The following is a 26,598-nucleotide window of genomic DNA, read 5'->3' as shown; positions in this document are numbered from 1 at the left end:
GCCGTCCTCCTAGCTTCATCCGCGTCGTACTTCGTACGTCATATATGAGACGCGATACGCGAGATCAGACACGTCGGATCAGGTCCCGCACCTGATCGTGACCCCGAGAGGCGCGCATGACCTCTGTGCCCATGCCGATTCCGTCGCGCACGCAGTTCGTGCTGGACGCGATCAAGCACCGCATCCTCACCGGACAGCTGACGCCCGGGCAGGCCCTGGTGGAGACCGAGCTGGCCGCCCAGTTCGGGGTGTCCAAGACCCCCGTGCGGGAGGCGCTCAAGACCCTCGCCGGCACCGGGCTGGTGGTGATGAGCCAGTACAAGGGCGTCACGGTACGCATGGTGGACGCGGACATGGCGCGCGAGGTCTACGACGTACGGCTGCTCCTCGAACCCGAGGCCCTTCGGCGGGCCGTGCGGCGCGGCGCCTCGCTCGACGCCGCCCGTGCCGCCCTCACCCGCGCCGCCGACGCCACCGACACCGCCGAACGCTCCCTCGCCAACCGCGACTTCCACCGCGCCCTCTACCTCCCGTGCGGCAACCCGCTCCTCGGCCGGATGCTCGACGAGGTCCGCGACCAGGCCGCCCTCGTCTCCGCCGTCGCCTGGGCCGCCTCTCCCTCCTGGGAGCAGGAGGCGGGTGAGCACCACGAGATCCTGCGGCTGGCGCTGGCGGGCGACGCGGACGGAGCCGCCCGTGCCCTGCACACCCACATCGCGTCCTTCGTCGACCGGGCGTTCCCCCAGGCCGCCGACCAGGCAGGCCAGGCAGGCGAGGCAGACCAAGCGGGCCAGGGAGGCCGGGAATGAGCAGCGTGGCGTTCGAGAGCCAGCGGGCGGCCCTTGCCGACGTGGTGGCCATCCCGGTCACCCCCTTCGCCGCGGACGGCAGCGTCGACCAGGACGCCCACCGGGCCCTGCTGCATCGGCTCCTCGACGGCGGCGTCCGCACGCTCACCCCCAACGGCAACACCGGCGAGTTCTACGCCCTCGCCCCGCAGGAACGGCAGCTGGTCACCGAGTCGACCCTCGACGAGGCCGGGGACCGGGCGGCCGTGCTGGTCGGGGTCGGGCACGACATCGCCACCGCGGTCGCCTGCGCCCGGCACGCCCGCGAGCACGGCGCGCAGATGGTGATGGTCCATCAGCCCGTCCACCCGTACGTCTCGCAGGCGGGCTGGGTCGACTACCACCGGGCCGTCGCCGCGGCCGTCCCCGACCTCGGCGTCGTCCCGTACGTGCGCAACGCCCAGCTCCCCGGCGCCCGCCTCGCCGAACTCGCCGACGCCTGCCCCAACGTGATCGGCGTCAAGTACGCCGTCCCGGACGCCGCCAAGTTCGCCGCCTTCGCCCGGGACGCGGGGCTCGACCGTTTCGTCTGGGTCGCCGGGCTCGCCGAGCCCTACGCCCCCTCCTACTTCTCGGCCGGCGCCACCGGTTTCACCTCCGGCCTGGTGAACGTCGCCCCGGCCGTCTCGCTGAACATGATCGAAGCGCTTCGATCCGGTGACTACCCGGCCGCCATGAAGGTCTGGGAACAGATCCGCCGGTTCGAGGAACTCCGTGCCGCGAACGGCTCCGCCGACAACGTCACCGTCGTCAAGGAGGCCCTCGCCGCCCTCGGCCTCTGCCGCCGCGACGTCCGCCCGCCCAGCAGGCAACTGCCGGAGGAGAAGCGCGCCGAGGTCGCCGCCATAGCCACCGGGTGGTACCTGTGAACCCCGGCGGGAACGTCCCGCGCAGACCGCCCGAGGAACTGCGGAGCCACCAGTGGTACGGCACCGAGGGCCTCCGCTCCTTCAGCCACCGCGCCCGTACCCGCCAGCTCGGCTACCTCCCCGAGGAGCACCTCGGCAAGCCGGTCATCGCCGTCCTCAACACCTGGTCGGACATCAACCCCTGTCATGTGCACCTCCGCGATCGGGCGCAGGCCGTCAAGCGGGGCGTGTGGCAGGCGGGCGGATTCCCGCTGGAGTTCCCGGTCGCCACCCTGTCGGAGACCTTCCAGAAGCCGACCCCGATGCTCTACCGCAACCTCCTCGCCATGGAGACCGAGGAGCTGCTGCGGTCGTACCCGGTCGACGGGGCCGTGCTGATGGGCGGCTGCGACAAGTCCACCCCGGCCCTCCTCATGGGCGCGGCCTCCGTGGACCTGCCGGCCGTCTTCGTGCCCGCGGGTCCCATGCTCCCGGGGCACTGGCGGGGCGAGGTGCTCGGCTCCGGCACCGACATGTGGAAGTACTGGGACGACAAGCGGGCCGGAGTCATCGGCGACTGCGAGATGGCGGAGCTGGAGAGCGGGCTGGCCCGTTCGCCCGGCCACTGCATGACCATGGGTACGGCCTCCACCCTCACCGCCGCCGCCGAGGCCCTCGGCGTGACCGTCCCGGGCGCGTCCAGCATCCCGGCCGTCGACTCCGGGCACGACCGCATGGCCGCCAGGTCCGGGATGCGGATCGTCGAACTCGTCCACCGCGACCGCCGGCTCTCCCGCCTGCTCACCCGCGACGCCTTCGAGGACGCCGTCACCACCGTCCTCGGGCTCGGCGGCTCCACCAATGCCGTCATCCACCTCATCGCGATGGCCGGCCGGGCGGGGGTACGGCTCACCCTCGACGACTTCGACCGCATCGCCCGGACCGTGCCCGTGCTCGCCAACGTCCGCCCCGGCGGCCGGAAGTACCTCATGGAGGACTTCCACTTCGCGGGCGGCCTGCCCGGCTTCCTCTCCCGCATCCCCGACCTGCTCCACCTGGACCGGCCCACGGTCTCGTACGACAGCTACCGCGAGCAGCTGGCCGGCGCCCGGGTGCACGACGACGACGTCATCCGGCCCCGCGGCAACCCGGTGGCCGCCGAAGGCGGAGTCGCCGTGCTGCGCGGCAACCTCTGCCCGGACGGCGCGGTCATCAAGCACATCGCCGCCGAGCCCCGGCTGCTCAAGCACACCGGTCCCGCCGTCGTCTTCGACGACTACCGGACCATGCAGCGCACCATCGACGACCCCGCCCTCGGGATCACCGCCGAGACCGTGCTCGTGCTGCGCAACGCCGGGCCCAAGGGCGGTCCCGGCATGCCCGAGTACGGCATGCTGCCCATCCCGGACCACCTCCTCAAGCAGGGGGTGCGGGACATGGTGCGGATCTCCGACGCCCGGATGAGCGGCACCAGTTACGGCGCCTGCGTGCTGCACGTCGCACCCGAGTCGTACGTCGGCGGACCCCTTGCACTGGTCCGCACCGGGGACTCCATCACCCTGGACGTCCCGGCCCGCACCCTCCGGCTCGACGTCGACGACGAGGAGCTGGACAGGCGCCGGGCCGCGTGGACGCCACCGCCGGCGCGGTACCAGCGCGGGTACGGCGCCCTCTACGACCAGCAGATCACCCAGGCCGACACCGGCTGCGACTTCGAGTTCCTGGCCCGGCCGGGAGAAGTGCCGGACCCGTACGCGGGCTGACCCCATCACCGGACACGACCACCCCCGACCTTCGTCGAAGCGCTTCAACCACGTGCATTTAGCAAGCGCTTCCTGCACCCGCTGTAACCGATGCGAACGGAGAACAGTCATGGCCCAAGCCGCAGCCGTGGCGAAACCGCCCGCGCCACCCCGGCGGCGCCGTGCCTCCGCGACACCGCGCAGGCTGCCGTACCTGCTGGTCGCCCCGGCGGCCCTGCTGATGCTGGGCTTCATCGCCTACCCGGTGCTCAGCGTCTTCTACTACAGCCTGCAGGACTACAACCCGACCAAGCCCTGGCGGAACGGCTTCGCGGGCCTCGGCAACTTCACGCGGGCCTTCGCGCACGACCCGCAGTTCTGGGACACGCTGACCTTCAGCGCCAAGTGGGTCGTGGTGGAAGTCGGCTTGCAGCTGCTGTTCGGGCTCGCGCTCGCGCTGATCGTCAACCAGACGTTCGTGGGGCGGGCGCTGGGGCGGGCGCTGGTCTTCTCGCCGTGGGCGGTCTCCGGCGTGCTGACCTCCGCGATCTGGGTACTGCTCTACAACTCGCAGACCGGCATCACGCGTTACCTCGCCGACGCGGGCATCGGGTCGTACGGCACCAGCTGGCTCTCCGACCCCTCGACCGTCTTCCCGGCGGCCGTGGTCGCCGACCTGTGGCGGGGCGTGCCGTTCTTCGCGATCCTCATCCTCGCCGACCTCCAGTCCGTGTCCAGGGACCTGTACGAGGCGGCGGAGGTCGACGGGGCGAGCCGCCTCAAGCAGTTCTGGCACATCACCCTGCCGCACCTCAAGGACGCCATCGTCCTTTCCACGCTGCTGCGCGCGGTCTGGGAGTTCAACAACGTCGACCTGCTCTACACCCTGACCGGAGGCGGTCCGGCGGGGGAGACGACGACCCTTCCCCTCTACATCGCCAACACCAGCGTCGACGCCCACGACTTCGGCTACGCCTCCGCGCTGACCACGGTGGCCTTCGTGATCCTGCTCTTCTGCTCCGTCCTCTACCTGCGGCTGAGCAAGTTCGGAGGCGAGACCAAGTGATCACCGAGATCGCCCCCGCGGCCGAGGCCGCCGTGTCCGAGCCAGCCCGGCCGGGGAAGCGGCGCCGCGCCTGGGACGAGGTCCCCCGCTGGCAGATCTACCTCCCCCTCGGGATCTACCTCCTCTTCACCCTGGTCCCCTTCTACTGGATCCTGCTCTTCGCCCTCCGCCCGGCCGGCTCCACCTCGCTCGTCCCCTGGCCGGCCACCTTCGACCACTTCCGGAAGGTGTGGACCGAGCGCAGCTTCGGCACCTACTTCACCAACAGCGTCTACGTCGGGGTCTCGACCCTGGTGCTGACCACGGTCGTCGCGCTGGCCGGCGGCTACGCCCTGGCCCGCTTCGACTTCCGGCTCAAGCGCGGCTTCATGCTGGCCCTGCTCTGCTCCCAGTTCGTGCCGGGCGCGCTGCTCCTCGTCCCGCTCTTCCAGATCTTCGCCAGGCTCCAGATGATCAACTCCCTCGGGAGTGTGATCATCGCCGAGACCGTCTTCCAGCTCCCGCTGTCGATGATCCTGATCAGCGGCTTCATCAGGAACGTGCCGTACTCCCTGGAGGAGGCCGCCTGGGTCGACGGCTGCAACCGGCTCACCGCCTTCCGGATCGTCGTCCTGCCGCTGCTGCGGCCCGGGCTGGTGGCGGTCGGCTCCTTCGCCTTCGTGCACGCCTGGAACCACTTCCTGTTCGCCCTGATGTTCCTCTCCGACCAGAGCAAGCAGACCGTCCCGGTCGGCCTCAACACCCTGATGAGCGCCGACAGCGTGGACCTGGGCGCGCTGGCCGCGGGCGGCATCATCGCCGCCGTGCCCGTCGTGATCGTCTTCGCCTTCATCCAGAAGTGGCTGATCACCGGCTTCAGCGCGGGGGCGGTGAAGGGATGAGACACCTCGCGGGCGACCCGCGGCAAACGCTTACCCTGCACGCAAAGATCGACGACGCAGGGAGGACGCTGTGAACTCTTCGACCATCGACCTGGTTCTGGCGGGGGCGCGCGGCCACGGCCGCTGGCACCTGGAGAACATCCGCCGGCTCCAGGAGAAGGGTGTCGTACGGCTCGCCGGGATCTGCGAGCTGACCCCGCTGGGCGCGGACGAACTCCCGGAGGGGCTCGGGCAGCCCGCCCAGTCCGCCGACTTCGGCGCCCTGCTGGACGCGACCGGCGCCCGGATCGCGGTGATCTGTACGCCGATCCCGACCCACACGGACCTGGCCCTGGCGGCCGCCGAGCGGGGCGTGCACGTGCTCCTGGAGAAGCCGCCGGCGCCGTCGTACGCGGAGTTCCGGCGGATGGCCGACGGGGTCGCCAAGGCGGGCGTGGTCTGCCAGATCGGCTTCCAGTCGCTGGGCTCGCACGCCGTGCCCGCGATCCGGCGGCTGATCGCGGAGGGCGCCATCGGCGACGTGGTGGGCGTGGGCGGCGCGGGGGCCTGGGCCCGCCCGGAGTCCTACTACCGGCGGGCGCCCTGGGCCGGCAAGCGGCGGCTGAACGGCGTCGACGTCGTCGACGGGGTCCTGACCAACCCCCTCGCGCACGCCGTCGCCACCGGCCTCGCCCTGCTCGGCACCGACCGCGCCGAGGACGTCGCCGGCATCGAGACCGAGCTGCTGCGCGCCAACGACATCGAGTCCGACGACACCTCCTGCGTCCGCGTCACCACCCCGCGCGGCCCGGTCACGGTCGCCGCCACGCTCTGCGCCGAGGAACCGGGCGATCCGTACGTCCTGGTGCACGGCACCGGCGGCCGGATCACCCACTGGTACAAGCAGGACCGGGTGCTGGTGCAGCGGGCGGGCCACGGCCCGGAGGAGACCGAGTACGGCAGCACGGACCTGCTGGAGAACCTCGCCGACCATCTCACCACCGGCGCCGCCCTGCTGGTGGAACCGGACGCGACCGGCGCCTTCATGAAGGTCGTCGAAGCGATTCGACTGGCCGGTGACCCGGTCGCGCTGCCCGCCGACGCCTGGCACCGCGTGCCCGAGGACGGCCGCCGGGTCGTGACCGGCATCGACGCCCTGGTCACGGCAAGCGCCGACACCCTCTCCCTCTACTCCGAACTGGGTGCCCCCTGGGCCCCGCCGAAGGAGGTGAGCCCATGAGGGACGACGGTCGGCCAGGTGCCGCGGGAGCTGCCGGGGCCGCCGCCTGCACGCACTTCCGCGTCACCCCCTGCTGACTTCGACAGAGGAGAGCCGATCGATGAAGAGCAGCATCCGCAGAAGCAGGCGCGCGGCCCTCGCCGTCGCCCTGGGCTCCGTACTCGCGCTGACCGCCACCGCCTGCGGCGACGACGGCAGCGGCAGCGCGGGCGACAAGGGCGGCGAGGGCTCCGGCAAGGGCACGATCACCTTCTGGGACAACAACGGCGGTGTCCGCACCGACGTCTGGAAGGAGATCATCGCCGACTTCGAGAAGGCCAACCCCGACATCAAGGTCAAGTACGTCGGGGTGCCCGCCGCCAGCGTCCAGTCCAAGTACGACACCGCCATCCAGGGCGGCGGGCTGCCCGACGTCGGCGGGGTCACCACCGCGATGCTCGCGGAGGTCGCCGCCCAGGGCGCGCTGGAGCCGCTGGACGGTCGGCTCGCGAAGAGCCCGCTGAACGGCAAGCTCAACGAGAAGTTCCTGGAGAGCGTGAAGTCCGCGGGCGGCGACGGAAAGACGTACTCCGTGCCGACCTCCGCGAACAACGGCACGCTCTGGTACCGGACCGACCTGTTCAGCGCGGCGAAGCTGGATCCGCCGACCACCTGGACGAAGTTCTACGAGGCCGCCGGGAAACTCACCGACCAGGGGAAGAACAGGTTCGGGTACACCATCCGGGGCGGCGAGGGATCCATCGCCCAGGCGCTGGACGCCATGTACGGGCAGAGCGGGATCACCTCCTTCTGGAACGGTGACAGGACCACCGTCAACGACCCGAAGAACGTGGCCGCGCTGGAGAAGTACGCCGGGCTGTACAAGAAGGACACCCCGTCCGCCGACGTCAACAACGACTTCACCAAGATGGTCGCGCAGTGGGATTCCGGCACGATCGGGATGCTGAGCCACAACCTCGGTTCCTACGCGGACCACGAGAAAGCGCTGGGCGGGAAGTTCAAGGGAATTCCGAATCCGACGCTGGACGACGGCACCCGGGTGCAGGTCTCCAACCCCGTGGACGGGCTCGGCCTCTTCAAGTCCGGCAAGAACAAGGCCGCCGCCTGGAAGTTCGTCGAGTTCGCCGCCTCGCACGAGGCCAACAGCAAGTGGAACGAGTCGGCGGGGCAGGTGCCGGCGAACAACGAGGCCGCACAGGACGCGTGGGTCCAGGCGTCGGAGCCGACGAAGCTGGCCGCCGAGGCCTTGAACGGGGCCTCGACCAAGATCGTGCAGCTTCCTTACTACCTGCCGGACTGGAACACGATTTCCAAGGCGGACAACGAGCCGAACTTCCAGAAGGTGCTGCTCGGGAAGACGACGGCGAAGGAGTTCCTGGACACGTTGGCCGATCAGCTCGACAAGGCGCAGGCCGACTGGAAGGCCCATCACTGAGAGTTCGGGTGGGTTCGGCTGTGGGGAGCTGCGGGTTGTCCGTGGCTGGTCGCGCAGTTCCCCGCGCCCCCAAAAAGACAGCAAGGAAGGTGAACGGTCTTGTCGCTTACCCGTAGACAGGTCACCGCGGCCGGCCTCGCCGCCGTTCCGCTGGCCGGGCGAACTCCGGAGAGGAAACGAACGCTCTACATCGCCGGAGACTCCACCGCCGCCCAGAAATACGCCGACGCGGCGCCGGAGACCGGGTGGGGAATGGCGCTCCCCTTCTTCCTCCGGAACGAGATCGCCGTCTCCAACCAGGCCGTCAACGGCCGGAGTTCCAAGAGCTTCGTCGACGAGGGGCGGCTCGATGCCGTCCTCGGCACCATCCGGCCGCACGATCTGCTGATCGTCCAGTTCGCGCACAACGACGAGAAGAGCGACGACCCCACCCGGTACACCGAGCCCTGGACCACCTACCAGGACTACCTGCGGCTCTACGTCGAAGGCGCCCGCGCGCACGGTGCCCGGCCGGTGCTCGCCACGCCCGTCGAGCGGCGGCGGTTCGACGCCGACGGCAATGCCGTGCCGACGCACGGGGAGTACCCGGCGGCCATGCGCGCGCTCGCCGCGCGGGAACGGGTCGCGCTCCTCGACATCGAGGCGCTGTCGCTCGCGCTGTGGCAGTCGCTCGGCGTCGAGGCGACCAAGACGTACTTCAACTGGACGGCCACCGAGCAGGACAACACGCACTTCAACCCGCCGGGGGCCATCGCCGTGGCCCGGCTCGTGGCGCAGGAGCTGCTGCGCACCCGGGTGCTGGCCCGGCACGACGTCATCCGGCTGCACAAGGACATCCCGACGTCCTGGATCACCTGGCCACCCGCAAGCTGAGGAGACCCGCACCGTGCGTACTCAGAAATGTCATGGACGCGTCATGATGGCACTTGTCGGCTGCACGGCCCTCGTGCTGGCCATGACCGGAACCGCCCGGGCCGCCGGAGCCCACCGGGCCGCCCTCGACCGGCAGGTGCTGGCCGCGAACGACGGCTGGGGCGCGGCCACCACCGGGACCACCGGCGGGTCCGCCGCCGACGCCGCGCACGTCTACACCGTCACCACCTGGGACGGGTTCAAGGCCGCGCTGACGGACGGCGGGAGCGCGCCGAAGATCATCAGAGTCGAGGGGACGATCGACGCGGACGGGCCGAGCTGCGACTCGTTCGCCGTATCCGGCTACGACTTCGACGCCTACCTCGCGAAGTACTCACCCGAGGCCTGGGGCCACTCCACCAACCTCGACAACGAGCCCGACGACAGCCCGGAGGGGCTGCGCCGCGCCTCCCAGGCCGCCCAGGACGCCTACATCAAGGCCTATGTCCCGGCCAACACCACCATCGTCGGCATCGGCAAGGACGCCGGATTCAAGGGCGCCAGCCTGCAGATCAAGGCCGTCGACAACGTCATCGTCCGCAACCTGGGCTTCGAGAGCCCCCTCGACTGCTTCCCGCAGTGGGACCCGACCGACACCGCCGACGGCAACTGGAACTCCGAGTACGACAGCGCGGTGATCTACGGGTCCACGCACGTGTGGATGGACCACAACACGTTCACCGACGGCGACCACCCGGACAGCACCCTGCCGTACTACTTCGGGCGGATCTACGAACAGCACGACGGCGAGCTGGACATCGTCAAGGGCGCCGACTACGTCACCGCCTCCTGGAACGTCTTCGCGGACCACGACAAGACGATCCTCATCGGCAACAGCGACAGCGCGTCCACCGCGGCCGTCGACCGGGGGCACCTCAAGGTCACCTTCCACCACAACCTGTTCAGCAACCTGGTGGAGCGGGCGCCGCGGGTGCGGTTCGGGCAGGTCGACTCCTACAACAACCACTTCGTCGCCGAGGACGGCTACGGCTACAGCTACGGCATCGGGATCGAGTCCCAACTCGTCGCCGAACACAACGCGTTCACCCTGCCCGACACGGTGAAGGCCGGCTCGATCCTGAAGAAGTGGAACGAGTCGACGCTCACCGCCGACGACAACTACGTCAACGGTGAACCGACGGACCTGATCGCCGTCCACAACGCGCAGATCCCGGCGGAGACCCTCACCGCGGGCTCGACCTGGACCCCGGCCCTGCGCACGAAGGTCGATCCGGCGCCGGCCGTGCCGCGCATCGTCGACTGCGGCGCGGGCGCCGGCCACCTGCGCTGACGCGCGTCCGCCGCGGCCGGGGCGCCCGACGCGGTCCGCCCCGGCCCCACCCCCCACGGCAAGGAGTACCGCCACCCCTCTCCCTCTCCTCCCTCGTCAAGGAGCACCCGCATGTCCTCGCCCCACCTCCCCCTGTCCAGACGGGGTGTCCTGCTCGCGGGCGCCGGGGCGGGCGCCGCGCTCGCCCTGGCCGCCCTCCCCGCACACGCGGCCGCCCGCCCCTTCGGGCGGTACGGCTCCCCGGAGCGCCGCCGCACCCCGCGGACCCTGTACGTCGACCCCTGCGGCCGTGGCGACTTCACCACCGTCCGGGCCGCCGTGACCGCCGCCACCGGCAGCGGCTGGACGCTGGTCCTCGCCCCCGGCGTCTACCGGGAGACGGTCCTCCTGGACACCACCCGCACCGAGGCCACCTGGATCGGCGCCACCGAGAACCCGCGGGACGCCGTCATCGTGTACGACAACGCGGCCGGCACCCCCAAGCCCGGCGGCGGGACCTACGGCACCACCGGCTCCGCCACCGCCACCGTGCAGGCCGACGGCTTCACCGCCCGCTGGATCACCTTCGCCAACGACTGGCTGCGCGCCGACCACCCCGACATCACCGGCACCCAGGCCGTCGCCCTCAAGGTGCAGGGCGACCGCAGCGCCTTCCACCACTGCCGGTTCCTCGGCCACCAGGACACCCTGTACGCCGACTCGACGGCCCTCGGCGTCTTCGCCCGGCAGTACTTCGCGCACTGCTACGCCGAGGGCGACGTGGACTTCGTCTTCGGGCGGGCCACCGCGGTGTACGAGGGGTGCCACTTCCGCACCCTGGACCGGACCGACCTGACGGCCGCCCCCTACGGGTTCGTGCTCGCCCCGTCCACGGCGAACGCCAACCCGTACGGGTACCTGGTGAGCCGGAGCCGGATCAGCAGCGCAGCCCCGGACGCCGCCTACAAACTGGCCCGCCCCTGGGTGCCCAGCTCCGACACCACGGCCCGCCCCTCGCTCGTCGTGCGCGACTCCTGGCTCGGCCAGGGCATCGACGCCGTCGCCCCCTACACCAACATGTCGGACGCCTTCCCCTGGCAGTCCATGCGGTTTGCCGAGTACCGCGACTCGGGGCCGGGCGCGGCGATCACCGTCCCCGGCAACCGGCCCCAACTCATTCCGGAACAGGCCGAGTCCGCGACCCGGGAGGCCTACCTCGGTGACTGGACTCCCTGGAAGGAGTGCTGACGTGCCGACCCGACGCGCACTGCTCGCCGCCGGGGCGGCCGCGATCGCCGTGGGATCCGCCTCGGCCTTCACCCGGGACCGCCGGGTCCTGCACGTCCGTCCCGGTGACTCGGTCCAGGCGGCCGTGGACGCGGTGCCCGGGCGGGGGTGGACGATCGTCGTGCATCCCGGGACGTACCGCGAGACCGTCAACGTGCCCGCGGACAAGGAGGAGTTGACGCTGCGGGGCGCGAGCCGCGACCCCCGGGCCGCGGTCGTCGTCTTCGACAACGCCAACGGCACGCAGCGACCGGACGGTTCGGGGACCTACGGCACGGCCGGCTCGGCCACCTTCACCTCGGCCGCCGCCGGGCTCCGGGTCCGCGACCTCACCCTCGCCAACGACTGGCTGCGCGCCGACCACCCGGACATCACCGGCACCCAGGCCGTCGCCGCGTACCTGACCGGGGACCGCACCCATGTCGAGAACGTCCGGCTCCTCGGCCACCAGGACACCCTGTTCGCCGACACCACGGCACTCGCCTCCTTCGACCGGCAGTTCTTCCGGGGGTGCCACATCGAGGGCGACGTCGACTTCGTCTTCGGGCGGGCCACCGCGGTGTACGCGCACTGCCACTTCCGCACCCTGCAACGGGACGTGGCCTTCACGCCCAAGGGCATGGTGTTCGCCCCCTCGACCGCCCGTGCCAACCCGCACGGGTTCCTCGCCGTCCGCTGCCGGTTCACCTCCGGCGCGGAGGACGGGGCGTACAAGCTGGCGCGGCCCTGGGTGCCGTCGTACGAGACCACCGCCTGGCCCTCGCTGGTCGTGCGGGACAGCCTCGTCGGCCCCGGGATCGACCCCGTCGCGCCCTACACGAACATGCGGGACGCCTACCCCTGGCAGTCCATGCGGTTCGCCGAGTACCGCAACTCCGGGCCGGGCTCGGTGATCACCGTCCCCGGCAACCGGCCCCAGCTCACCGACGCCGAGGCCGCGTCGCACACCCCCGCCACCTACCTCGGCGACTGGAGTCCGCAACACACCGGTTCCCTCTGATCGACGAAAGGACCCGCACGTCATGCGTCGCATCAGCACCTTCACCGCGCTCGCGGTGACCACGGCAGCGCTCGGTCTCGCCGTGATCGCCACCCCGGCACACGCGGCCACCGTCGTGGTCAGCAACTCCACCGACCTGTCCAACGCCATCAAGAACGCCACCGCCGGCACGGTCATCCAGGTCCGCGGCGGCACCTACTACCCGACGGCCACCCTCCAGTCCACGGTCAACGGCACCTCGTCCGCGCCGGTCACGCTCACCGCGTACGGCTCGGAGACGGTCAAGATCGACGGCTCCTCGCTGCCGGCCGGCTCCTGGATCTTCAAGCTGACCGCGGACTACTGGAACGTCTCGAACATCACCTTCCAGAACTCCCCGGACAGCGCGGTGGTCTGCCAGTCCTGCACCGGGACGAACTGGAGCAACATCAAGACCATCGACGGCGGCGACTCCGGCTTCACGCTCACCGGGGACGGGACCGTGAACAACACGGTCAGGAACCTCGACTCGTACGGCAACTACGACGCCGCCACGCACGGCCAGAACGCCGACGGGGTCGCCGTCAAGTTCGGCTCCGGCACCGGCAACCTCGTCACCGGAGCCCGCCTGTACAACAACTCGGACGACGGGATCGACCTCTGGTCCTTCTCCTCGCCGGTCACCGTCGAGCACACCTGGTCCTTCGGCAACGGCGTCAACCGCTGGGGCGACTCCGCCTTCGAGGGCAACGGCAACGGCTTCAAGCTGGGCGGGAACGGCGTCACCGTCGCGCACGTCGTCAACAACTCGGCCGCCTGGGGCAACGCGGGCAACGGGTTCACCGAGAACTCCAACACCGGCGCGCTCGTCATCAACCGCACCACCGCCTACGCCAACGGCGGCTGGGGCTACTACTTCGCCACCAGCGCGGCCCGGCTCGGCAAGAACCTCGCGGTGAGCAACGGCAGCGGAACGGTCAGCAAGGGCTCGTCGGTGGTGTCCGCCGGCAACAACTGGGACAGCGGGATCAGCACCCCCGCCTTCAAGTCGACGGACGCCTCGACGACGTACAACTCCCGCCAGTCGGACGGCTCGTTGCCGGCCACCACGTTCCTGACGACGGGGAGCACGACCATCGGGGCCACCATGAACTGAACGGAGAACCGGAAGGACTGCCTCCAGGGCGCTTGACCCGCTTTTTGCCCGCCGATGAGATATCGATCAGGCAACGGGTCTCGCGCCCACCCGGGTGACGCGCGTAGAACTCCTGTCATGCATAAGTCACTTCGGCTCGCGGCGATCGCCGCGGCCTGCGCCCTCGCCGGCGGTGCCCTCTACGGCGCCGGTGCCGCCACGGCCGGCCAGTCGACCGCCAACTCCACCCACGAGCCGTACAACATCGGGCTCTTGGTGAAGGACATCGACACCTACTACGGCACCGCCGCCGACGCCAACGGCGTCTACCAGGCCTCGCCGACCAGCCCCTACGCCAAGGACCTGGCGCGCATCGACGCGGACGCCAAGCGCTACATCGACCGGGCCGCGCGCAAGGCGAACCGCCACGGCAAGAAGACCGCGGTCGTCTTCGACATCGACGACACGCTGCTGCTCAGCCTCGACTACGAGAAGCGCTACAACTACACGTACAACTCGACCACCTGGGCCGACTACGTCAACAAGGCCGACCGGCCGGGCGTGTTCGGCAGCGCGGAGCTGGTCCGGTACGCGAAGAGCCAGGGCGTCGAGGTCTTCTACAACTCCGGGCTCAGCGAGGCGCAGCGCACCGCCGCCGTGGAGAACCTGAAGAAGATCGGCGCCGACGTCAACCTCGACGCCGCCCACATGTTCCTCAAGGACAAGGCCAACCCGCCGTCCTACCTGAGCGCCTGCGCCACGCCGGGCACCTGGAACTGCACGACCGTGCAGTACAAGTCCGGCACCCGCAAGCACATCGAGGACGACCTCGGGTACGAGATCGTCGCCAACTTCGGCGACCAGTACTCGGACCTGGACGGCGGTTACGCGAACCGCACGTACAAGCTGCCGAACCCGACGTACTTCGTGTCGTAGTCGTAGCGTCGTAGTCGCAGCCGGGAAAGACGGCAACCCTTTCCTGCCACGGTGGCGACTGGGAGACAGAAACGGGCCGGGGCGGCCCCTCCGGCCCGTTTCGCTCCCTCGTCGATCACGTCCAGCGCGTTCAGCACGTCACGGACGTCAAGGAAAGGAACGGCCAGTGCGCTTCAGCACCGGACGCCACCGCAGGACGCGTACCCTCTCGATCGCCGCGGCGGTGGCCGTCGCCGCGGGGGCGGGAGGCGTCTACCTCGGCCTGTCGAACGGCGGTGCCCAGGCCGCCACCAGCACGGTCACCGTCTCCACCACGGCGCAACTGCAGTCGGCCGTCGCGAACGCCACCGCCGGCACCGTCATCCAGGTGCGCGCGGGCACCTACTACCCGACCGCCACCCTGAAGTCGACCGTCAGCGGCACGAGTTCGAACCGCATCACGCTCAAGGCCTACAGCGGCGAGAAGGTGAGGATCGACGGCTCCAAGCTGCCCGCCGGCCAGTGGCTCACCGGGATCTACGGCAGCTACTGGACCGTCCAGGACCTCACCTTCCAGAACTCCCCGGCCCAGGGCTTCGTGGTCACCTCGTCCACGGGCGGGATCTTCAAGAACCTCGTCACCGCGGACAACGGGGACTCCGGGTTCACGCTGCGCGGCGACAACACCGTGAACAACCTCGTCCAGAACCTGGACAGTTACGGCAACTACGACAAGGCCGGGCACGGGCAGAACGCCGACGGCATCGCCATCAAGTTCGGCTCGGGCACGGGCAACAAGGTGACCGGCGCGCGTCTGTACAACAACTCGGACGACGGTCTCGACCTGTGGCAGTTCTCGTCGCCCGTCCGGGTCGAGCACAGCTGGGCCTTCGGCAACGGGAAGAACCGGTGGAACGACTCCGCGTTCGAGGGCAACGGCAACGGGTTCAAGCTGGGCGGCGGGGGCGTCGCCGTCGCACATGTCGTCAACGACGACGCGGCCTGGGACAACACGCTCAACGGGTTCACCGAGAACTCCAACACCGGGGCGATCGTCCTGAACCGCAACACCGCCTACGCGAACGCCCAGGCCGGGTTCTTCTTCGAGACCGGCAAGGCGCGGCTGGCGCGGAACCTCGCGGTGGGCAACGGGGGCGGGGCGGACAAGCTGGGGTCCAGGGCGGTGTCCGCCGCGAACAGCTGGGACGGCGGGGTGAGTGTGCCGACGTTCAAGTCGACGACCGCGACGACCGCGTATGCGGCGAGGACGGCGAGTGGGGCGTTGCCGGTGACGGTGTTTCTGACCACCGGGTCGGCGACGATCGGATCCACCATGGACTGACGGGTGCGTCGCGGGCTGCGCGGCCCGTCGTTGCTGGTCGCGCAGTTCCCCGCGCCCCGGAAGGGGCGCGGATGTCCCGTCGGTCTCAGGAGTCGCCCTCACCGTTTGTGTGCGTCGCGAAGTTCCCGGTCACCGCGTACTGCTTGCCGGCCGCCGTGCCGGTGATCGTGTAGGTGTCGTTCTTCGCGTCGCGGCCGCCCTGCTGGTGGTTGTACTGGCCCGCGAACACCCACTCGCCGACGGCGACCTTGCTGTCCGGCTTGAGGGTCCATGTGTAGACGAGGAAGCCGTTCTGCTCGGCGACCGACTGGGTGAAGTCGGTCTCCGGCAGGGAGCGCCAGGCGCCGGCGTCGGTCACTCCGCCCGTCTGGGCCACCTTCAGCCGCACCGTGAGCGCCGTCAGCTGTCCGGAGGTCTTCAGGGTCACGTCGGACTGGGCCCAGAAGTCGTTGCTGTGCGGGTCCACCGAGCCGTCCGACCAGAGCGGGCCGTCCGTCTCGCCCTTCGCGACGGGTGCCGCGGGGGTGGCGGAGGCCTTCGGGGTCGACGAGGGCGTCGCACTCGCCTTGGGGGAGGCGGCCTTCGAGGGGGCGCCGGAAGCCGGCGGGGCGGCCGGGCGGGACGGCGGGCGGCTGGTCGCGTCCGGGGACGACAAGGGCGTCGGCGACACCGCGACCGTCTTCTCGGTGGGCGGGTCCTTCACGGCCGAGGCGACCGCGTAGCCGCCGACCCCGAGGACCGCGGCGACCGCCGCCGTGGCACTGACCACCCGGACCCAGCCGAACACGGGGGGAAGGGTGGCGCGATGGTTCGGGCGGGCCTGCGCGGCCATGCCCCGCTCGACCCGGGCCAGGATGCGGGCGCGGTCGGGTTCGTGCGCCTCGGCCGCCTCGTGCAGCCGGGCGCGCAGCTCGTCGTGCACGTCCTGCTGCCTCATCGGTTCCTTCCTCCGCTCTCGCCGGTCCGCGGTGCCATCGCCGCGTGCACCCTCTGCGGAACACCCTGGGACTCGCCGAGCAGCCGCTGCAGCTCCGCCATGCCCTTCGACGTCTGGCTCTTAACGGTACCCACCGAGATCCCCAGGGCGAGCGCGGTGTCCTTCTCCGACAGGTCGAACGCGTGCCGGAGTACCACGCACGCCCGCTTGCGGAACGGCAGGCGGGCCAGCGCCCCCTGGACGTCGACCACTCCGGCGACGTCCGGGTTCTCGGTGGTCTCCTCGCGGTGCGACCAGAACAGGGCGATCCGGCGCCGCTCGCGCACGGCGCTGCGGATGCGGGTGCGGGCCAGGTTGGCGACGACGCCCCGCGCGTAGGCCACCGGGTGGTCGGCGGCCCGGACCCGGTCCCAGCGGTGCCACAGCGCCAGCAGGGCGTCGGCGGCCAGATCGTCGGCGGCGTCCGCCTCACCGGTCAACAGGTGGGCGAGACGCGCGAGTTCGGCGTAGTGGCGTTCGAAGAAGGCATGGAACTCCACGGAGGCGGCGTCGTCGACGACTGTGCCCACGGGTGACCTCTTCTGTGAGGGATTCTGTGTCATGTAGATGACATGCGATGGCTTGCGCGTATCCGGAGGAACGTTCCGGCGAGATCCGGAGCGTAGCAGTGATCATTTCGTGTGCGTCGTACGGGGGTTCGATGTGTCCGGTGCGAAGGGTCGGACGCGGTGTGGTCCACCGAACCACACCGAGCCCGATTCCGTAACACGGGGAAAACCTGAAACAGGTTCGGCGCGGGAACAATCCAGCCAGCATCCGCACACGCAAGCTCAGGGGACGAGGAGTTCGACCATGTCCGAGACGCAGAAGGCGGCCCCGCCGCAGGGGTCCGCGCCACCTGCCGGGAACGGCGTCGACCGGTTCTTCAGGATCTCCGAACGGGGCTCCACCTTCGGCCGGGAGATACGCGGCGGCTTCGCCACGTTCTTCACCATGGCCTACATCCTTGTCCTGAACCCCATCATCCTCGGCAGCGCCAAGGACAAGTTCGGACACAGCCTCGACACGGGCCAACTCGTCACCGCCACCGCGCTGGTGGCCTGCGTGATGACGATCATCATGGGTGTCGGGGGCAACCTCCCTCTCGCCATCGCGGCCGGACTCGGCCTCAACGCCGTCGTGGCCTTCCAGCTGGCGCCGCTGATGAGCTGGCCCGACGCGATGGGCCTGGTCGTCCTCGAAGGCCTGCTGATCTGCGTGCTCGTGCTGACCGGCCTGCGCGAGGCGATCATGAACGCCATCCCGCAGCAGCTGAAGCAGGCGATCGGCGTCGGCATCGGCCTGTTCATCGCGTTCATCGGCTTCGTCGACGCGGGCTTCGTCAGCCGGATCCCGGACGTCGCGGACACCACCGTGCCGGTGCAGCTGGGTGCCGTCGGCCGGCTCACCGGCTGGCCCGTGCTCGTCTTCTGTGTTGGCGTGCTCCTGACCATCGCGCTGGTCGCGCGGAAGGTGAAGGGCGCGATCCTGATCAGCATCGTCACGATGACCCTGGTGGCGATCGTCATCAACTCCGCCGCCGACATCAAGAGCTGGGGCCTGACCACGCCGAAGGTCCCCGACAAGGTCGTGGCCGCCCCCGACTTCGGGCTCATCGGTCACTTCAGCCTGTTCGGCGGCTTCGCCAAGGCCGGTGTCCTCACCGCCGTACTGCTCGTCTTCACCCTGATCCTGTCCGACTTCTTCGACGCCATGGGCACGATCGTCGGCATCAGCGCGGAGGCCGGGCTGCTCGACGAGCAGGGGCAGGTGCCGGGCATCGGGCGGGTGCTCTTCATCGACGGCGCGGCGGCGGTGGCCGGCGGCCTCGGCTCGGCCTCCTCCAACACGGCGTACATCGAGTCGGCGGCGGGGGTGGGGGAGGGCGCCCGCACCGGGTTCGCCAACCTGGTCACCGGCGGCCTGTTCGGTCTCGCCCTCTTCCTCACGCCGCTGCTGACCATCGTCCCGCTCCAGGCGGCGGCGCCCGCGCTGATCGCCGTGGGCTTCCTGATGATGACCCACGTCAAGCACATCGACTGGGACAGGTACGAGATCGCCATCCCGGCGTTCCTGACGATCGCCGCGATGCCGTTCACCTACTCCATCACGGACGGCATCGGGGCGGGGTTCCTGGCGTACGTCGTGATCAAGGCGGTGCTGGGGAAGGCGAAGGAGGTCAACTGGCTGTTGTGGGCCGTCTCGGCGCTGTTCCTGGTGTACTTCGCGATCGATCCGGTGGAGCAGGTGCTGGGGGTGAAGTAGGGGGAGGGGCGCGAGGGCGCGTCGCCGGCCACGGGTTCGTCGTGGCTGGTCGCGCCCACGCGGCGGTAGCCGCGAATCGGCTACCGCCCCGCGCCCCTTGCGGGGCGCTTCGGTTCGGGGCGCTTACTTGAGCGCCGCCTCCATCATCGCCTTCGCCACCGGCGCCGCCAGCCCGTTGCCGCTGACCTCCGACCGGGCCGCGTCCGACTGCTCGACCAGGACCGCCACCGCGACCTCCTTGCCGTTGCTGTCGGACTTGCCGTACGACGTGAACCAGGCGTACGGCGTCTTGCTGTTGTTCTCGCCGTGCTGGGCCGTGCCCGTCTTGCCGCCCACCGTCACGCCGTCGATGAGCGCGTTCGTGCCCGTGCCCTCCTTGACGACCGTCTCCATCGCGGACTGCAACTGCTCCGCGGTCGAGGAGCTGACGATCTCCGTGCTGCTCGCGTCGTCGTCGTAGTTCTTCAGCACGTCACCGCCGCTGTCGGTGATCTGCGAGACCATATGCGGCGAGACCAGCTTGCCGCCGTTGGCTATGGCGGCCGACACCATGGCCATCTGGAGCGGGGTCGCCGTGACGTCGAACTGGCCGATGCCGGACAGGCCGGTCTGGGCCTTGTCCATGTCCGACGGGTAGACGCTGGCGTAGGCCCGCACCGGCACGTCCTGCTTGGCGTCGTTGAAGCCGAACTTCTCCGCCATCGCCCTGACCTTGTCCTGGCCGAGGTCGACGGCCATCTTGCCGAAGACGTTGTTGCAGGAGTAGCGCAGGGCCGTGCGGATCGAGGCGTCCTTGCAGGGCGCCGAGGCGCTCTCGTTCTTCAGCGGGGTGGTCGTGCCGGGCAGGGTGTAGGGGTTGGGGCTGTCGGTCCTGTCGTCGACGTTCGCGTAGAGGCCGTCCTCCAGGGCCGCCGCCGCGACCACCAGCTTGAACGTCGAGCCCGGCGGCAGCGGCTGGCGCAGCGCCCGGTTGGTGAGCGGCTTGTCGCTGTCGGCGTTCAGCTTCTTCCAGGCCGTGCCGGCGGTGTTCGCGTCGGTGAGCGCCGAGGGGTCGTACGACGGGGTCGACACGGCCGCGAGGATCTTGCCGGTCTTCGGGTCGATCGCGACCGCCCCGCCCTTCTTGCCGCCGAGGGCCTGGTACGCCGCCTTCTGGACGGCCGGGTCGATCGTCGTGATCACGTTGCCCGGTTCGGCGCGCTGGTCGGTGACCGTGTCCATCACCGTCCGGAGCCGGCTGTCGGTGCCGTTGAGCAGGTCCTGGTACACGCCTTCCAGCAGGGTCGGGGCGTAGGCCTGCGAGGCGTAGCCCGTCACCGCCGCGTACAGCTTGCCGTTCGTGTAGGTGCGCTTGTACTTGAGGTCGCTGTTGCCCAGTGTCTGTGCCGAGCCGGTGATCGAGTCACCGGCCACGATGATGTTCCCCAGTGGTTGTGAGTACGTCTCTATGGCGTTGCGCCGATTGTTCGTGTCGTCCGCGAGAGCCTGACCGTCGTAGAACTGCACCCATGTCGCCCTGACCAGCAGGGTGACCACGAGCAGCAGTGCGAAGACGGACGCCCGCCTGATCGTCTTGTTCATCCCGCTCAGACAGACGAGCGAAGACGGGACCTCGTTCCCGTACGGCGGGATTTCTCATCGTCCGCTCATGCGGCCCGGACGGGGTCCGCTCGCCTGTGCCGTCCGGGCCGTCCGGGCCGTCCGGGCCGTCCGGGCCGTCCGGGCCGTCTGTGTCGGCTGTGCCGTCCGGGCCCCGGCCGGGTCAGAGCCGTCGCGTCGCCAGCGTCAGGCGGTCCCGGGCGTCGAACAGGGCGTCCTTGATCATCTGCTCGTGGGCGGGGGTGAGGCGGGCCACCGGCACCGAGCAGCTGATCGCGTCGCGGGCCGGGGTGCGGTACGGGATCGCGACGCCGAAGCAGCGCAGCCCGAGCGTGTTCTCCTCGCGGTCGATCGCGAAGCCCTGCTCGCGGATCTGGTGCAGCTCCTCGACGAGCTTCTCGCGGTCCGTGATGGTGTGCTCGGTCAGCGCCGGGAGCGTCTCCGGCAGCAGCTTGCGGACCTGCTCGTCGGTGTGGGTGGCGAGCAGCGCCTTGCCGAGCGAGGTGGAGTGCGCGGGCAGCCGGCGGCCGACCCGGGTGAAGGGGCGCAGGTAGTGCTGCGACTGGCGGGTGGCCAGGTAGACCACGTTCGTGCCGTCGAGGCGCGCCAGGTGGATGGTCTCCGTGGTGTCGTCGGAGAGCCGGTCCAGGGTCGGGCGGGCCGCCGCGACCACCTCGTCGCCGTCGATGTACGACGTGCCGACCAGCAGCGCCCGCACCCCGATGCCGTACCGGGTGCCGGTCGCGTCCGTCTCCACCCAGCCCAGCTCCACCAGCGTGCGCAGCAGCATGTAGAGGCTGGACTTGGGATACCCGACGGCCTCCTGGACGGCCGCGAGGGAGTGCATACCGGGCCGGCCCGCGAAGTACTCCAGCAACTCCACGGTCCGTACCGCGGACTTGACCTGTGCCCCGCCGCCTGTCTCGCCTGCCGACATCGCCCTTGACCCCTTCGTTGGACGAGAAACCGAGGTTATAGTCTCCAACAGCATATTCATCATCAGAGACAGCGTTCAGTATATCGAACGCTCCTGGTGAATGACCCGGATATGACCCGGATACTGCGGCAGAACGCAACTCATGGAGGGACCCGCGGTGGCAGCAGCACCAGTCTGGAGCGTCGACCCGCGCACCGGGAAGCAGCGTGAACAGGTTGCGGTGGAGGCCACAGCGGAGGAGGTCGACGCCGTCGTCACGGCCGCGCACGCCGTCCGCGGCTCCCTCGCCGACCGCACGGTCCGCGCGGCCTTCCTGCGCTCGGCCGCCGCCGGGCTCGACTCGGCCAAGGACCGGCTGGTCGAGGCCGCCGACGCGGAGACCGCGCTCGGCCCGGTCCGGCTGACCGGGGAACTCGCCCGTACCGTCTACCAGCTGCGGGCCTTCGCGGACATCGTCGACGAGGGCGCCTTCCTCGACGTCATCATCAACCACCCCGACGCCACCGCCACCCCGCCCGTCCCGGACCTGCGCCGCTACAAGGTCCCGCTGGGCGTCGTCGCCGTCTACTCCGCCTCCAACTTCCCCTTCGCTTTCTCCGTCGCCGGCGGCGACACCGCGAGCGCGCTGGCCGCGGGCAACCCGGTGGTCGTCAAGGCCCACCCCGACCACCCGGCCCTGTCCGAGCTGGTCGCCAAGGTGCTGCGGCTGGCCGCGGCCGAGCACGGCATCCCGGAGGCCGTCGTCGGTCTCGTGCACGGCTTCCAGGCCGGCATCGAGCTGATCGGGCACCCGCTGGTCGCCGCGGCCGGTTTCACCGGTTCCATCCGGGGCGGCCGCGCGCTCTTCGACGCGGCCGCCGCGCGGCCGGTGCCGATCCCCTTCCACGGCGAGCTGGGCTCCCTGAACCCGGTCCTCGTCACGGAGGCCGCGGCCACCGAGCGGGCCGAGGAGATCGGTAACGGGCTCGCCGGGTCGATGACCCTCGGCGTCGGGCAGTTCTGCGTGAAGCCGGGCCTGGTGCTGGTGCCGGCCGGCGCCGCCGGTGACGGCCTGGTCAAGTCCCTCACGGACGCGGTCAGCAACACCGACGCGGGCGTGCTGCTCGACCACCGGATGCGGGACAACTTCGTCGCCGGGGTCGCCGAGCGCGCCGGGCTCCCCGACGTGGAGAGCCCGGTGACGCCGGGGGCGGGCGGCGAGCACACCGTGAGCGCCGGGTTCCTGACGGTGCCGGCGGCCAGCCTGGCCGAGGAGGGGGCCCATGACCTGCTCCTGGAGGAGTGCTTCGGGCCGGTGACCGTGGTGGTCCGCTACGAGGACCGGGGCGAGGCGACGGCGGTGCTGTCGCGGCTGCCGGGGAACCTCACGGCGACGGTGCACGTCTCTGCCGAGGAGGCCGCGGGGGAGGGGCTCGGGGCGGAGATCCTCGCCGAGCTGACGCCGCTGGCGGGCCGTGTCCTGGTGAACGGGTGGCCGACCGGGGTCGCCGTGGCCCCGGCGCAGCATCATGGCGGGCCGTACCCGGCGACCACCTCCACGTCCACTTCCGTGGGCGGTACCGCCATCGAGCGGTGGCTGCGGCCGGTGGCGTATCAGGGGGCGCCCGCTGCTCTGCTCCCGGCGGAGTTGAAGGACGACAATCCCCTGGGGCTTCCCCGGCGGTTCAACGGGGTGCTGGAGCGGTAGCGCCGTGGGGGTGCGGGGTGCGTCGCGGGGTGCCGGTTCGCTGTGGCTGGTCGCGCAGTTCCTCCCCCAGCCTTCGGCCGGGGGTACCCCCAGCGCCCCTTCAAGTTGGCCTCCCCTGACCACGTCGAAAAGTTCTGCTGACACAATCCGACCATGGACGTCGAACTTCCCGAACTTCCTTTCCCCCTCCGTACCTACGGGCCCGACGGGCACTGGTTCCATGAGGACGGGGTGCTCACCGGGTGGGCCGGGGCCCGGCAGGACCGGTTCGTGTCGCCCACCGGGGAGGCACTGGATCCCGCCTCGGACGCGCCCCGGCTGCTCGGGGCGCCCGAGGGGGACTTCCAGCTGATCGCCCGGGTCACCGTCGGGTTCGGTGCCGCCTTCGACGCCGGTGTGCTGTACGTCCACGTCGGCGACCGGGCCTGGGCCAAGCTCTGCCTGGAGAACTCCCCGGACGTGCCCACCGTCTGCACGGTGGTCACCCGGGGGCACTCCGACGACTCCAACGCCTTCACGGTGGAGGGCAGTTCGGTCTGGCTGCGGATCAGCCGGACCGGGCGGGCGCTCGCCTTCCACGCCTCCCGGGACGGCAAGAAGTGGGTCTTCGTCCGGCTGTTCACCCTGGGCGGCGAGAAGGAGACGGAGGGCGCGCTGGTCGGCTTCATGACCCAGTCGCCGATGGGGGAGGGGTGCGTGGTCACGTACGACCACATCGAGTTCAGGCCCGACTGGCCGGCCGACCTGCGCGACGGAAGCTGAGGAAGAGCGGAAACGGAACCGGCACGGACGCGGGCACGTCCTCCGTTGCGTGATCAGTGACCGTGAGAAGAGTGCCCGCGTGATCCGTACGGCGCTGTCCGCCGAGGCGGAGACCATCGCCGCGCTGCACCACCGGGCCCGGTCGACGTACTACCCGGACGGACTCCCGGACGACGGCGTCGACTGGACGGCCGCCTGGCGCGGCGCCGTCGAGCGGCCGGACGGGCAGGTGCTGTGCGTGGTGGAAGCGGGGGAGATCATCGGGGTCGCCTCCTTCCGCACCCCGGAGGGCGCCGCCGCTGAAACGGTCAAGCTGTTCCAGTTCCATGTCGACCCCGACCGCTGGCGGGCCGGTGTCGGCACCGCCCTGCACGCCGCCTGTCTGGAGCAGTGGCGCGCCGACCGCAGGCGGACCGCCGTGCTGGACGTGCACGTCGACAACGGGCGGGCCCAGGCCTTCTACGCCCGCCAGGGCTGGGTGCCGGACCCGGAGAACCCGCCGGCCGAAGGTGATCACCACGTGTTCCTGCGATACGCGGTGGACGGGGAATGACGCGGGCTGTTTGAAGGTTCAGGTAGTTGAAGACCTCTTATGACTACCTGGAGAGCCGACAACATGCGCGTCGAGATCTGGTCCGATATCGCTTGCCCCTGGTGCTATGTCGGAAAGGCGCGCTTCGAGAAGGCGCTCGCCGCCTTCCCGCACCGTGACGACGTCGAGGTCGTGCACCGCTCCTTCGAGCTGGACCCCGGCCGCGCCAAGGACGACGTCCAGCCGGTGCTCGCCATGCTCAGCAAGAAGTACGGCATGAGCCAGGCCCAGGCCCAGGCGGGCGAGGAGAACCTGGGCGCGCAGGCCGCCGCCGAGGGTCTCGAGTACCTGACCCGGGGCCGTGACCACGGCAACACCTTCGACATGCACCGGCTGCTGCACTTCGCCAAGGAGCAGGGCCGCCAGGACGAGCTGATCCAGATCCTGTACCGGGCGAACTTCGCCGAGGAGCGGTCCCTCTTCAGCGAGGGCGAGGACCGGCTCGTGGAGCTGGCCGTGGAGGCCGGGCTGGACGCGGCGGCCGTGCGCGCGGTGCTCGCCGACCCGTCCCGCTACGCCGACGAGGTCCGCGCCGACGAGCGCGAGGCCGCCGAGCTCGGTGCGAACGGGGTGCCGTTCTTCGTCCTCGACCGGAAGTACGGGGTCTCGGGGGCGCAGCCCGCCGAGGTGTTCACGCAGGCGCTCAGCCAGGCCTGGGGCGCGCGTTCCCCGCTGAAGCTGATCGACGAGGGCGGCGCGGAGGCCTGCGGGCCGGACGGGTGCGCGGTGCCGCAGCACTGAGAAGGTCCAGGTCGGGGGCGTCGTATAAGCGTCGCTTGGTGGATCCGCGTAGCAATCCGCAATGGACGGGGGGTCCCCCGGGCCGCAGAGTGGACGCATGGAGACCACGGAGACGTTCGAGAGCCTCGTCCGCGCCGAGTTCGCCCCGAAGACCACCTACCTCAACACCGCCAGCAACAGCCTGCTGCCCGCCCGTACCGTGGCCGCCCTGCACCGGGCGGCGCTGCTGCGGGCCGAGGGCCGGCCCCTGACCTCGCTGTACGAGGACGTGGAGGCGTGCCGGGCCGCCTACGCCCGGCTCGCCGGCGTTCCGGCGAGCCGGGTCGCGGCGGGCGCCTCGGTCGCCGCGCACTCCGGGGTCATCGCCGCCGCGCTGCCCGCCGGCGCCGAAGTGCTCACCGCGGAGGACGACTTCACCTCCGTACTGAACCCGTTCCACGTCCGCGGCGACCTCAAGGTCCGCGCGGTGCCGCTGGAGCGCATCGCCGAGTCCGTCCGTCCGGACACCGCCCTCGTCGCGGTCAGCGCGGTCCAGTCGGCGGACGGCCGGCTCGCCGACCTGCCGGCGCTGCGCGAGGCCGCCCGCGCGCACGGGGCCCGTACCTACGTCGACTTCTCCCAGGCCGCCGGCTGGCTGCCGATGGACGCCGACGCGTACGACTTCACCGCGTCCGTCTCCTTCAAGTGGCTGCTCGGCCCGCACGGCGTGGCCTTCCTCGTGCTCCCCGAGGACTTCGGCGGGCTGACCCCGCTGCTCGCGGGCTGGGTCGCGGGCGAGGAGCCGTGGGACAGCTGCTACGGCCCGGTCGCCGAACTCGCCCACTCCGCACGGCGGTTCGACCTCACCCACGCCCTGTTCACGTTCGCCGGCCTGCGCCGTTCGCTCGACCTGATCGAGGAACTCGGCCCGGCCGCCGTGCACGCCCACGACGTGGGCCTCGCCGACCGGTTCCGGGCCGGGCTCGCGGCCCTCGGGCACCAGCCGGTGCCGGCCCCCGGCTCGGCGATCGTCTCGGTCCCCGGACTCGGCGGCCGCCAGCCCGAACTGAGCCGGGCCGGCATCGAGGTCTCCAACCGCGCGGGCAACCTGCGCGCGGCCTTCCACCTCTTCAACACCCCCACCGACGTGGACCGCCTGCTCGACGCCCTGGCGGGCTGAC

Annotated in this window: 24 protein-coding genes; 20 read left to right on the top strand and 4 right to left on the bottom strand. The window is 70.6% G+C overall.

Features of this window, described 5'->3' with window-relative positions:
- The first annotated feature begins 116 nt into the window (after positions 1–116).
- The 14 genes from ACFZB3_RS20515 (at position 117) to ACFZB3_RS20450 (ending at position 15,879) form a co-directional block, all read left to right on the top strand.
- Positions 117–809, top strand: coding sequence for an FCD domain-containing protein (locus tag ACFZB3_RS20515; RefSeq protein ID WP_391377068.1), 693 nt, complete (start codon positions 117–119; stop codon positions 807–809).
- Positions 806–1,717: a dihydrodipicolinate synthase family protein gene (locus tag ACFZB3_RS20510; RefSeq protein ID WP_391377067.1), complete on the top strand. Its 912-nt coding sequence runs from the start codon at positions 806–808 to the stop codon at positions 1,715–1,717. Before ACFZB3_RS20515 ends, ACFZB3_RS20510 begins: the two co-directional genes overlap by 4 nt.
- Positions 1,714–3,459, top strand: coding sequence for an L-arabinonate dehydratase (araD, locus tag ACFZB3_RS20505; RefSeq protein WP_391377066.1), 1,746 nt, complete (start codon positions 1,714–1,716; stop codon positions 3,457–3,459). Before ACFZB3_RS20510 ends, araD begins: the two co-directional genes overlap by 4 nt.
- 109 nt (positions 3,460–3,568) lie before the next feature.
- Positions 3,569–4,504 carry an ABC transporter permease subunit gene (locus tag ACFZB3_RS20500; protein WP_391377065.1) on the top strand — a complete coding sequence of 312 codons (936 nt, stop codon included), beginning with the start codon at positions 3,569–3,571 and terminating at the stop codon, positions 4,502–4,504.
- The gene (locus tag ACFZB3_RS20495; RefSeq protein WP_391377064.1) at positions 4,501–5,385 is read left to right on the top strand and encodes an ABC transporter permease subunit; all 885 of its coding nucleotides are present in this window, start codon (positions 4,501–4,503) and stop codon (positions 5,383–5,385) included. Before ACFZB3_RS20500 ends, ACFZB3_RS20495 begins: the two co-directional genes overlap by 4 nt.
- 70 nt (positions 5,386–5,455) lie before the next feature.
- Positions 5,456–6,604 carry a Gfo/Idh/MocA family oxidoreductase gene (locus tag ACFZB3_RS20490; RefSeq protein ID WP_391377063.1) on the top strand — a complete coding sequence of 383 codons (1,149 nt, stop codon included), beginning with the start codon at positions 5,456–5,458 and terminating at the stop codon, positions 6,602–6,604.
- 100 nt (positions 6,605–6,704) lie between these two features.
- Entirely contained in the window at positions 6,705–8,039 is a 1,335-nt protein-coding gene (locus tag ACFZB3_RS20485; protein ID WP_391377062.1) for an extracellular solute-binding protein, read from the top strand.
- 99 nt (positions 8,040–8,138) lie between these two features.
- On the top strand, positions 8,139–8,912 hold the full coding sequence (locus ACFZB3_RS20480; RefSeq protein WP_391377061.1) for a GDSL-type esterase/lipase family protein: 774 nt from the start codon (positions 8,139–8,141) through the stop codon (positions 8,910–8,912).
- A gap of 43 nt (positions 8,913–8,955) precedes the next feature.
- Entirely contained in the window at positions 8,956–10,242 is a 1,287-nt protein-coding gene (locus ACFZB3_RS20475) for a polysaccharide lyase family 1 protein (protein ID WP_391377060.1), read from the top strand.
- A gap of 111 nt (positions 10,243–10,353) precedes the next feature.
- Entirely contained in the window at positions 10,354–11,469 is a 1,116-nt protein-coding gene (locus tag ACFZB3_RS20470) for a pectinesterase family protein (protein WP_391377059.1), read from the top strand.
- A gap of 1 nt (position 11,470) precedes the next feature.
- Positions 11,471–12,508, top strand: a complete 1,038-nt coding sequence (locus ACFZB3_RS20465) for a pectinesterase family protein (RefSeq protein WP_391377058.1) — start codon at positions 11,471–11,473, stop codon at positions 12,506–12,508.
- Between the two features lie 22 nt (positions 12,509–12,530).
- Positions 12,531–13,643, top strand: coding sequence for a chondroitinase-B domain-containing protein (locus ACFZB3_RS20460; protein WP_391377057.1), 1,113 nt, complete (start codon positions 12,531–12,533; stop codon positions 13,641–13,643).
- Between the two features lie 117 nt (positions 13,644–13,760).
- Entirely contained in the window at positions 13,761–14,558 is a 798-nt protein-coding gene (locus ACFZB3_RS20455) for an HAD family acid phosphatase (RefSeq protein ID WP_391377056.1), read from the top strand.
- A gap of 166 nt (positions 14,559–14,724) precedes the next feature.
- On the top strand, positions 14,725–15,879 hold the full coding sequence (locus ACFZB3_RS20450; RefSeq protein ID WP_391377055.1) for a right-handed parallel beta-helix repeat-containing protein: 1,155 nt from the start codon (positions 14,725–14,727) through the stop codon (positions 15,877–15,879).
- Positions 15,880–15,964: 85 nt separating this feature from the next.
- On the opposite strand, the gene ACFZB3_RS20445 is transcribed toward ACFZB3_RS20450, so the two are convergent.
- Together ACFZB3_RS20445 and ACFZB3_RS20440 are read right to left on the bottom strand one after the other, a co-directional pair.
- Positions 15,965–16,816, bottom strand: a complete 852-nt coding sequence (locus ACFZB3_RS20445; RefSeq protein ID WP_391377054.1) for a hypothetical protein — start codon at positions 16,814–16,816, stop codon at positions 15,965–15,967.
- Positions 16,813–17,385 carry a SigE family RNA polymerase sigma factor gene (locus ACFZB3_RS20440; RefSeq protein WP_351705498.1) on the bottom strand — a complete coding sequence of 191 codons (573 nt, stop codon included), beginning with the start codon at positions 17,383–17,385 and terminating at the stop codon, positions 16,813–16,815. The genes ACFZB3_RS20445 and ACFZB3_RS20440 overlap by 4 nt, the downstream gene beginning before the upstream one ends.
- Before the next feature lie 283 nt (positions 17,386–17,668).
- On the opposite strand from ACFZB3_RS20440, the gene ACFZB3_RS20435 reads away from it, so the two are divergent.
- Positions 17,669–19,120 carry a solute carrier family 23 protein gene (locus ACFZB3_RS20435; RefSeq protein WP_391377053.1) on the top strand — a complete coding sequence of 484 codons (1,452 nt, stop codon included), beginning with the start codon at positions 17,669–17,671 and terminating at the stop codon, positions 19,118–19,120.
- 123 nt (positions 19,121–19,243) lie between these two features.
- On the opposite strand, the gene ACFZB3_RS20430 is transcribed toward ACFZB3_RS20435, so the two are convergent.
- Positions 19,244–20,701 carry a penicillin-binding transpeptidase domain-containing protein gene (locus ACFZB3_RS20430; RefSeq protein WP_391377052.1) on the bottom strand — a complete coding sequence of 486 codons (1,458 nt, stop codon included), beginning with the start codon at positions 20,699–20,701 and terminating at the stop codon, positions 19,244–19,246.
- A 181-nt stretch (positions 20,702–20,882) separates the two neighbouring features.
- The gene (locus ACFZB3_RS20425) at positions 20,883–21,656 is read right to left on the bottom strand and encodes an IclR family transcriptional regulator C-terminal domain-containing protein (protein WP_391377051.1); all 774 of its coding nucleotides are present in this window, start codon (positions 21,654–21,656) and stop codon (positions 20,883–20,885) included.
- 157 nt (positions 21,657–21,813) lie between these two features.
- Here ACFZB3_RS20425 and ACFZB3_RS20420 point away from each other — a divergent pair, with 157 nt between their 5' ends.
- The 5 genes from ACFZB3_RS20420 to ACFZB3_RS20400 all read left to right on the top strand — a co-directional run bounded on the left by ACFZB3_RS20420 (position 21,814) and on the right by ACFZB3_RS20400 (position 26,597).
- Complete coding sequence (locus ACFZB3_RS20420) at positions 21,814–23,343, top strand: aldehyde dehydrogenase family protein (protein ID WP_391377050.1); 1,530 nt, start codon at positions 21,814–21,816, stop codon at positions 23,341–23,343.
- A 153-nt stretch (positions 23,344–23,496) separates the two neighbouring features.
- Positions 23,497–24,105, top strand: coding sequence for a DUF1349 domain-containing protein (locus ACFZB3_RS20415; protein WP_391377049.1), 609 nt, complete (start codon positions 23,497–23,499; stop codon positions 24,103–24,105).
- A gap of 79 nt (positions 24,106–24,184) precedes the next feature.
- On the top strand, positions 24,185–24,658 hold the full coding sequence (locus tag ACFZB3_RS20410; protein WP_391377048.1) for a GNAT family N-acetyltransferase: 474 nt from the start codon (positions 24,185–24,187) through the stop codon (positions 24,656–24,658).
- A gap of 63 nt (positions 24,659–24,721) precedes the next feature.
- Positions 24,722–25,438 (top strand): DsbA family protein, encoded by a 717-nt coding sequence (locus ACFZB3_RS20405; RefSeq protein WP_391377815.1) that lies wholly within the window; start codon positions 24,722–24,724, stop codon positions 25,436–25,438.
- 97 nt (positions 25,439–25,535) lie between these two features.
- Positions 25,536–26,597 carry an aminotransferase class V-fold PLP-dependent enzyme gene (locus tag ACFZB3_RS20400; RefSeq protein ID WP_391377047.1) on the top strand — a complete coding sequence of 354 codons (1,062 nt, stop codon included), beginning with the start codon at positions 25,536–25,538 and terminating at the stop codon, positions 26,595–26,597.
- The last annotated feature ends 1 nt before the right edge of the window (position 26,598 follow it).

It is taken from the genome of Streptomyces sp. NPDC008092, from assembly GCF_042957285.1.
Lineage (GTDB): Bacteria > Actinomycetota > Actinomycetes > Streptomycetales > Streptomycetaceae > Streptomyces.
The sequence above is the reverse complement of the archived record's forward strand: the minus strand, read 5'-3'. Positions and strand labels throughout refer to the sequence as shown.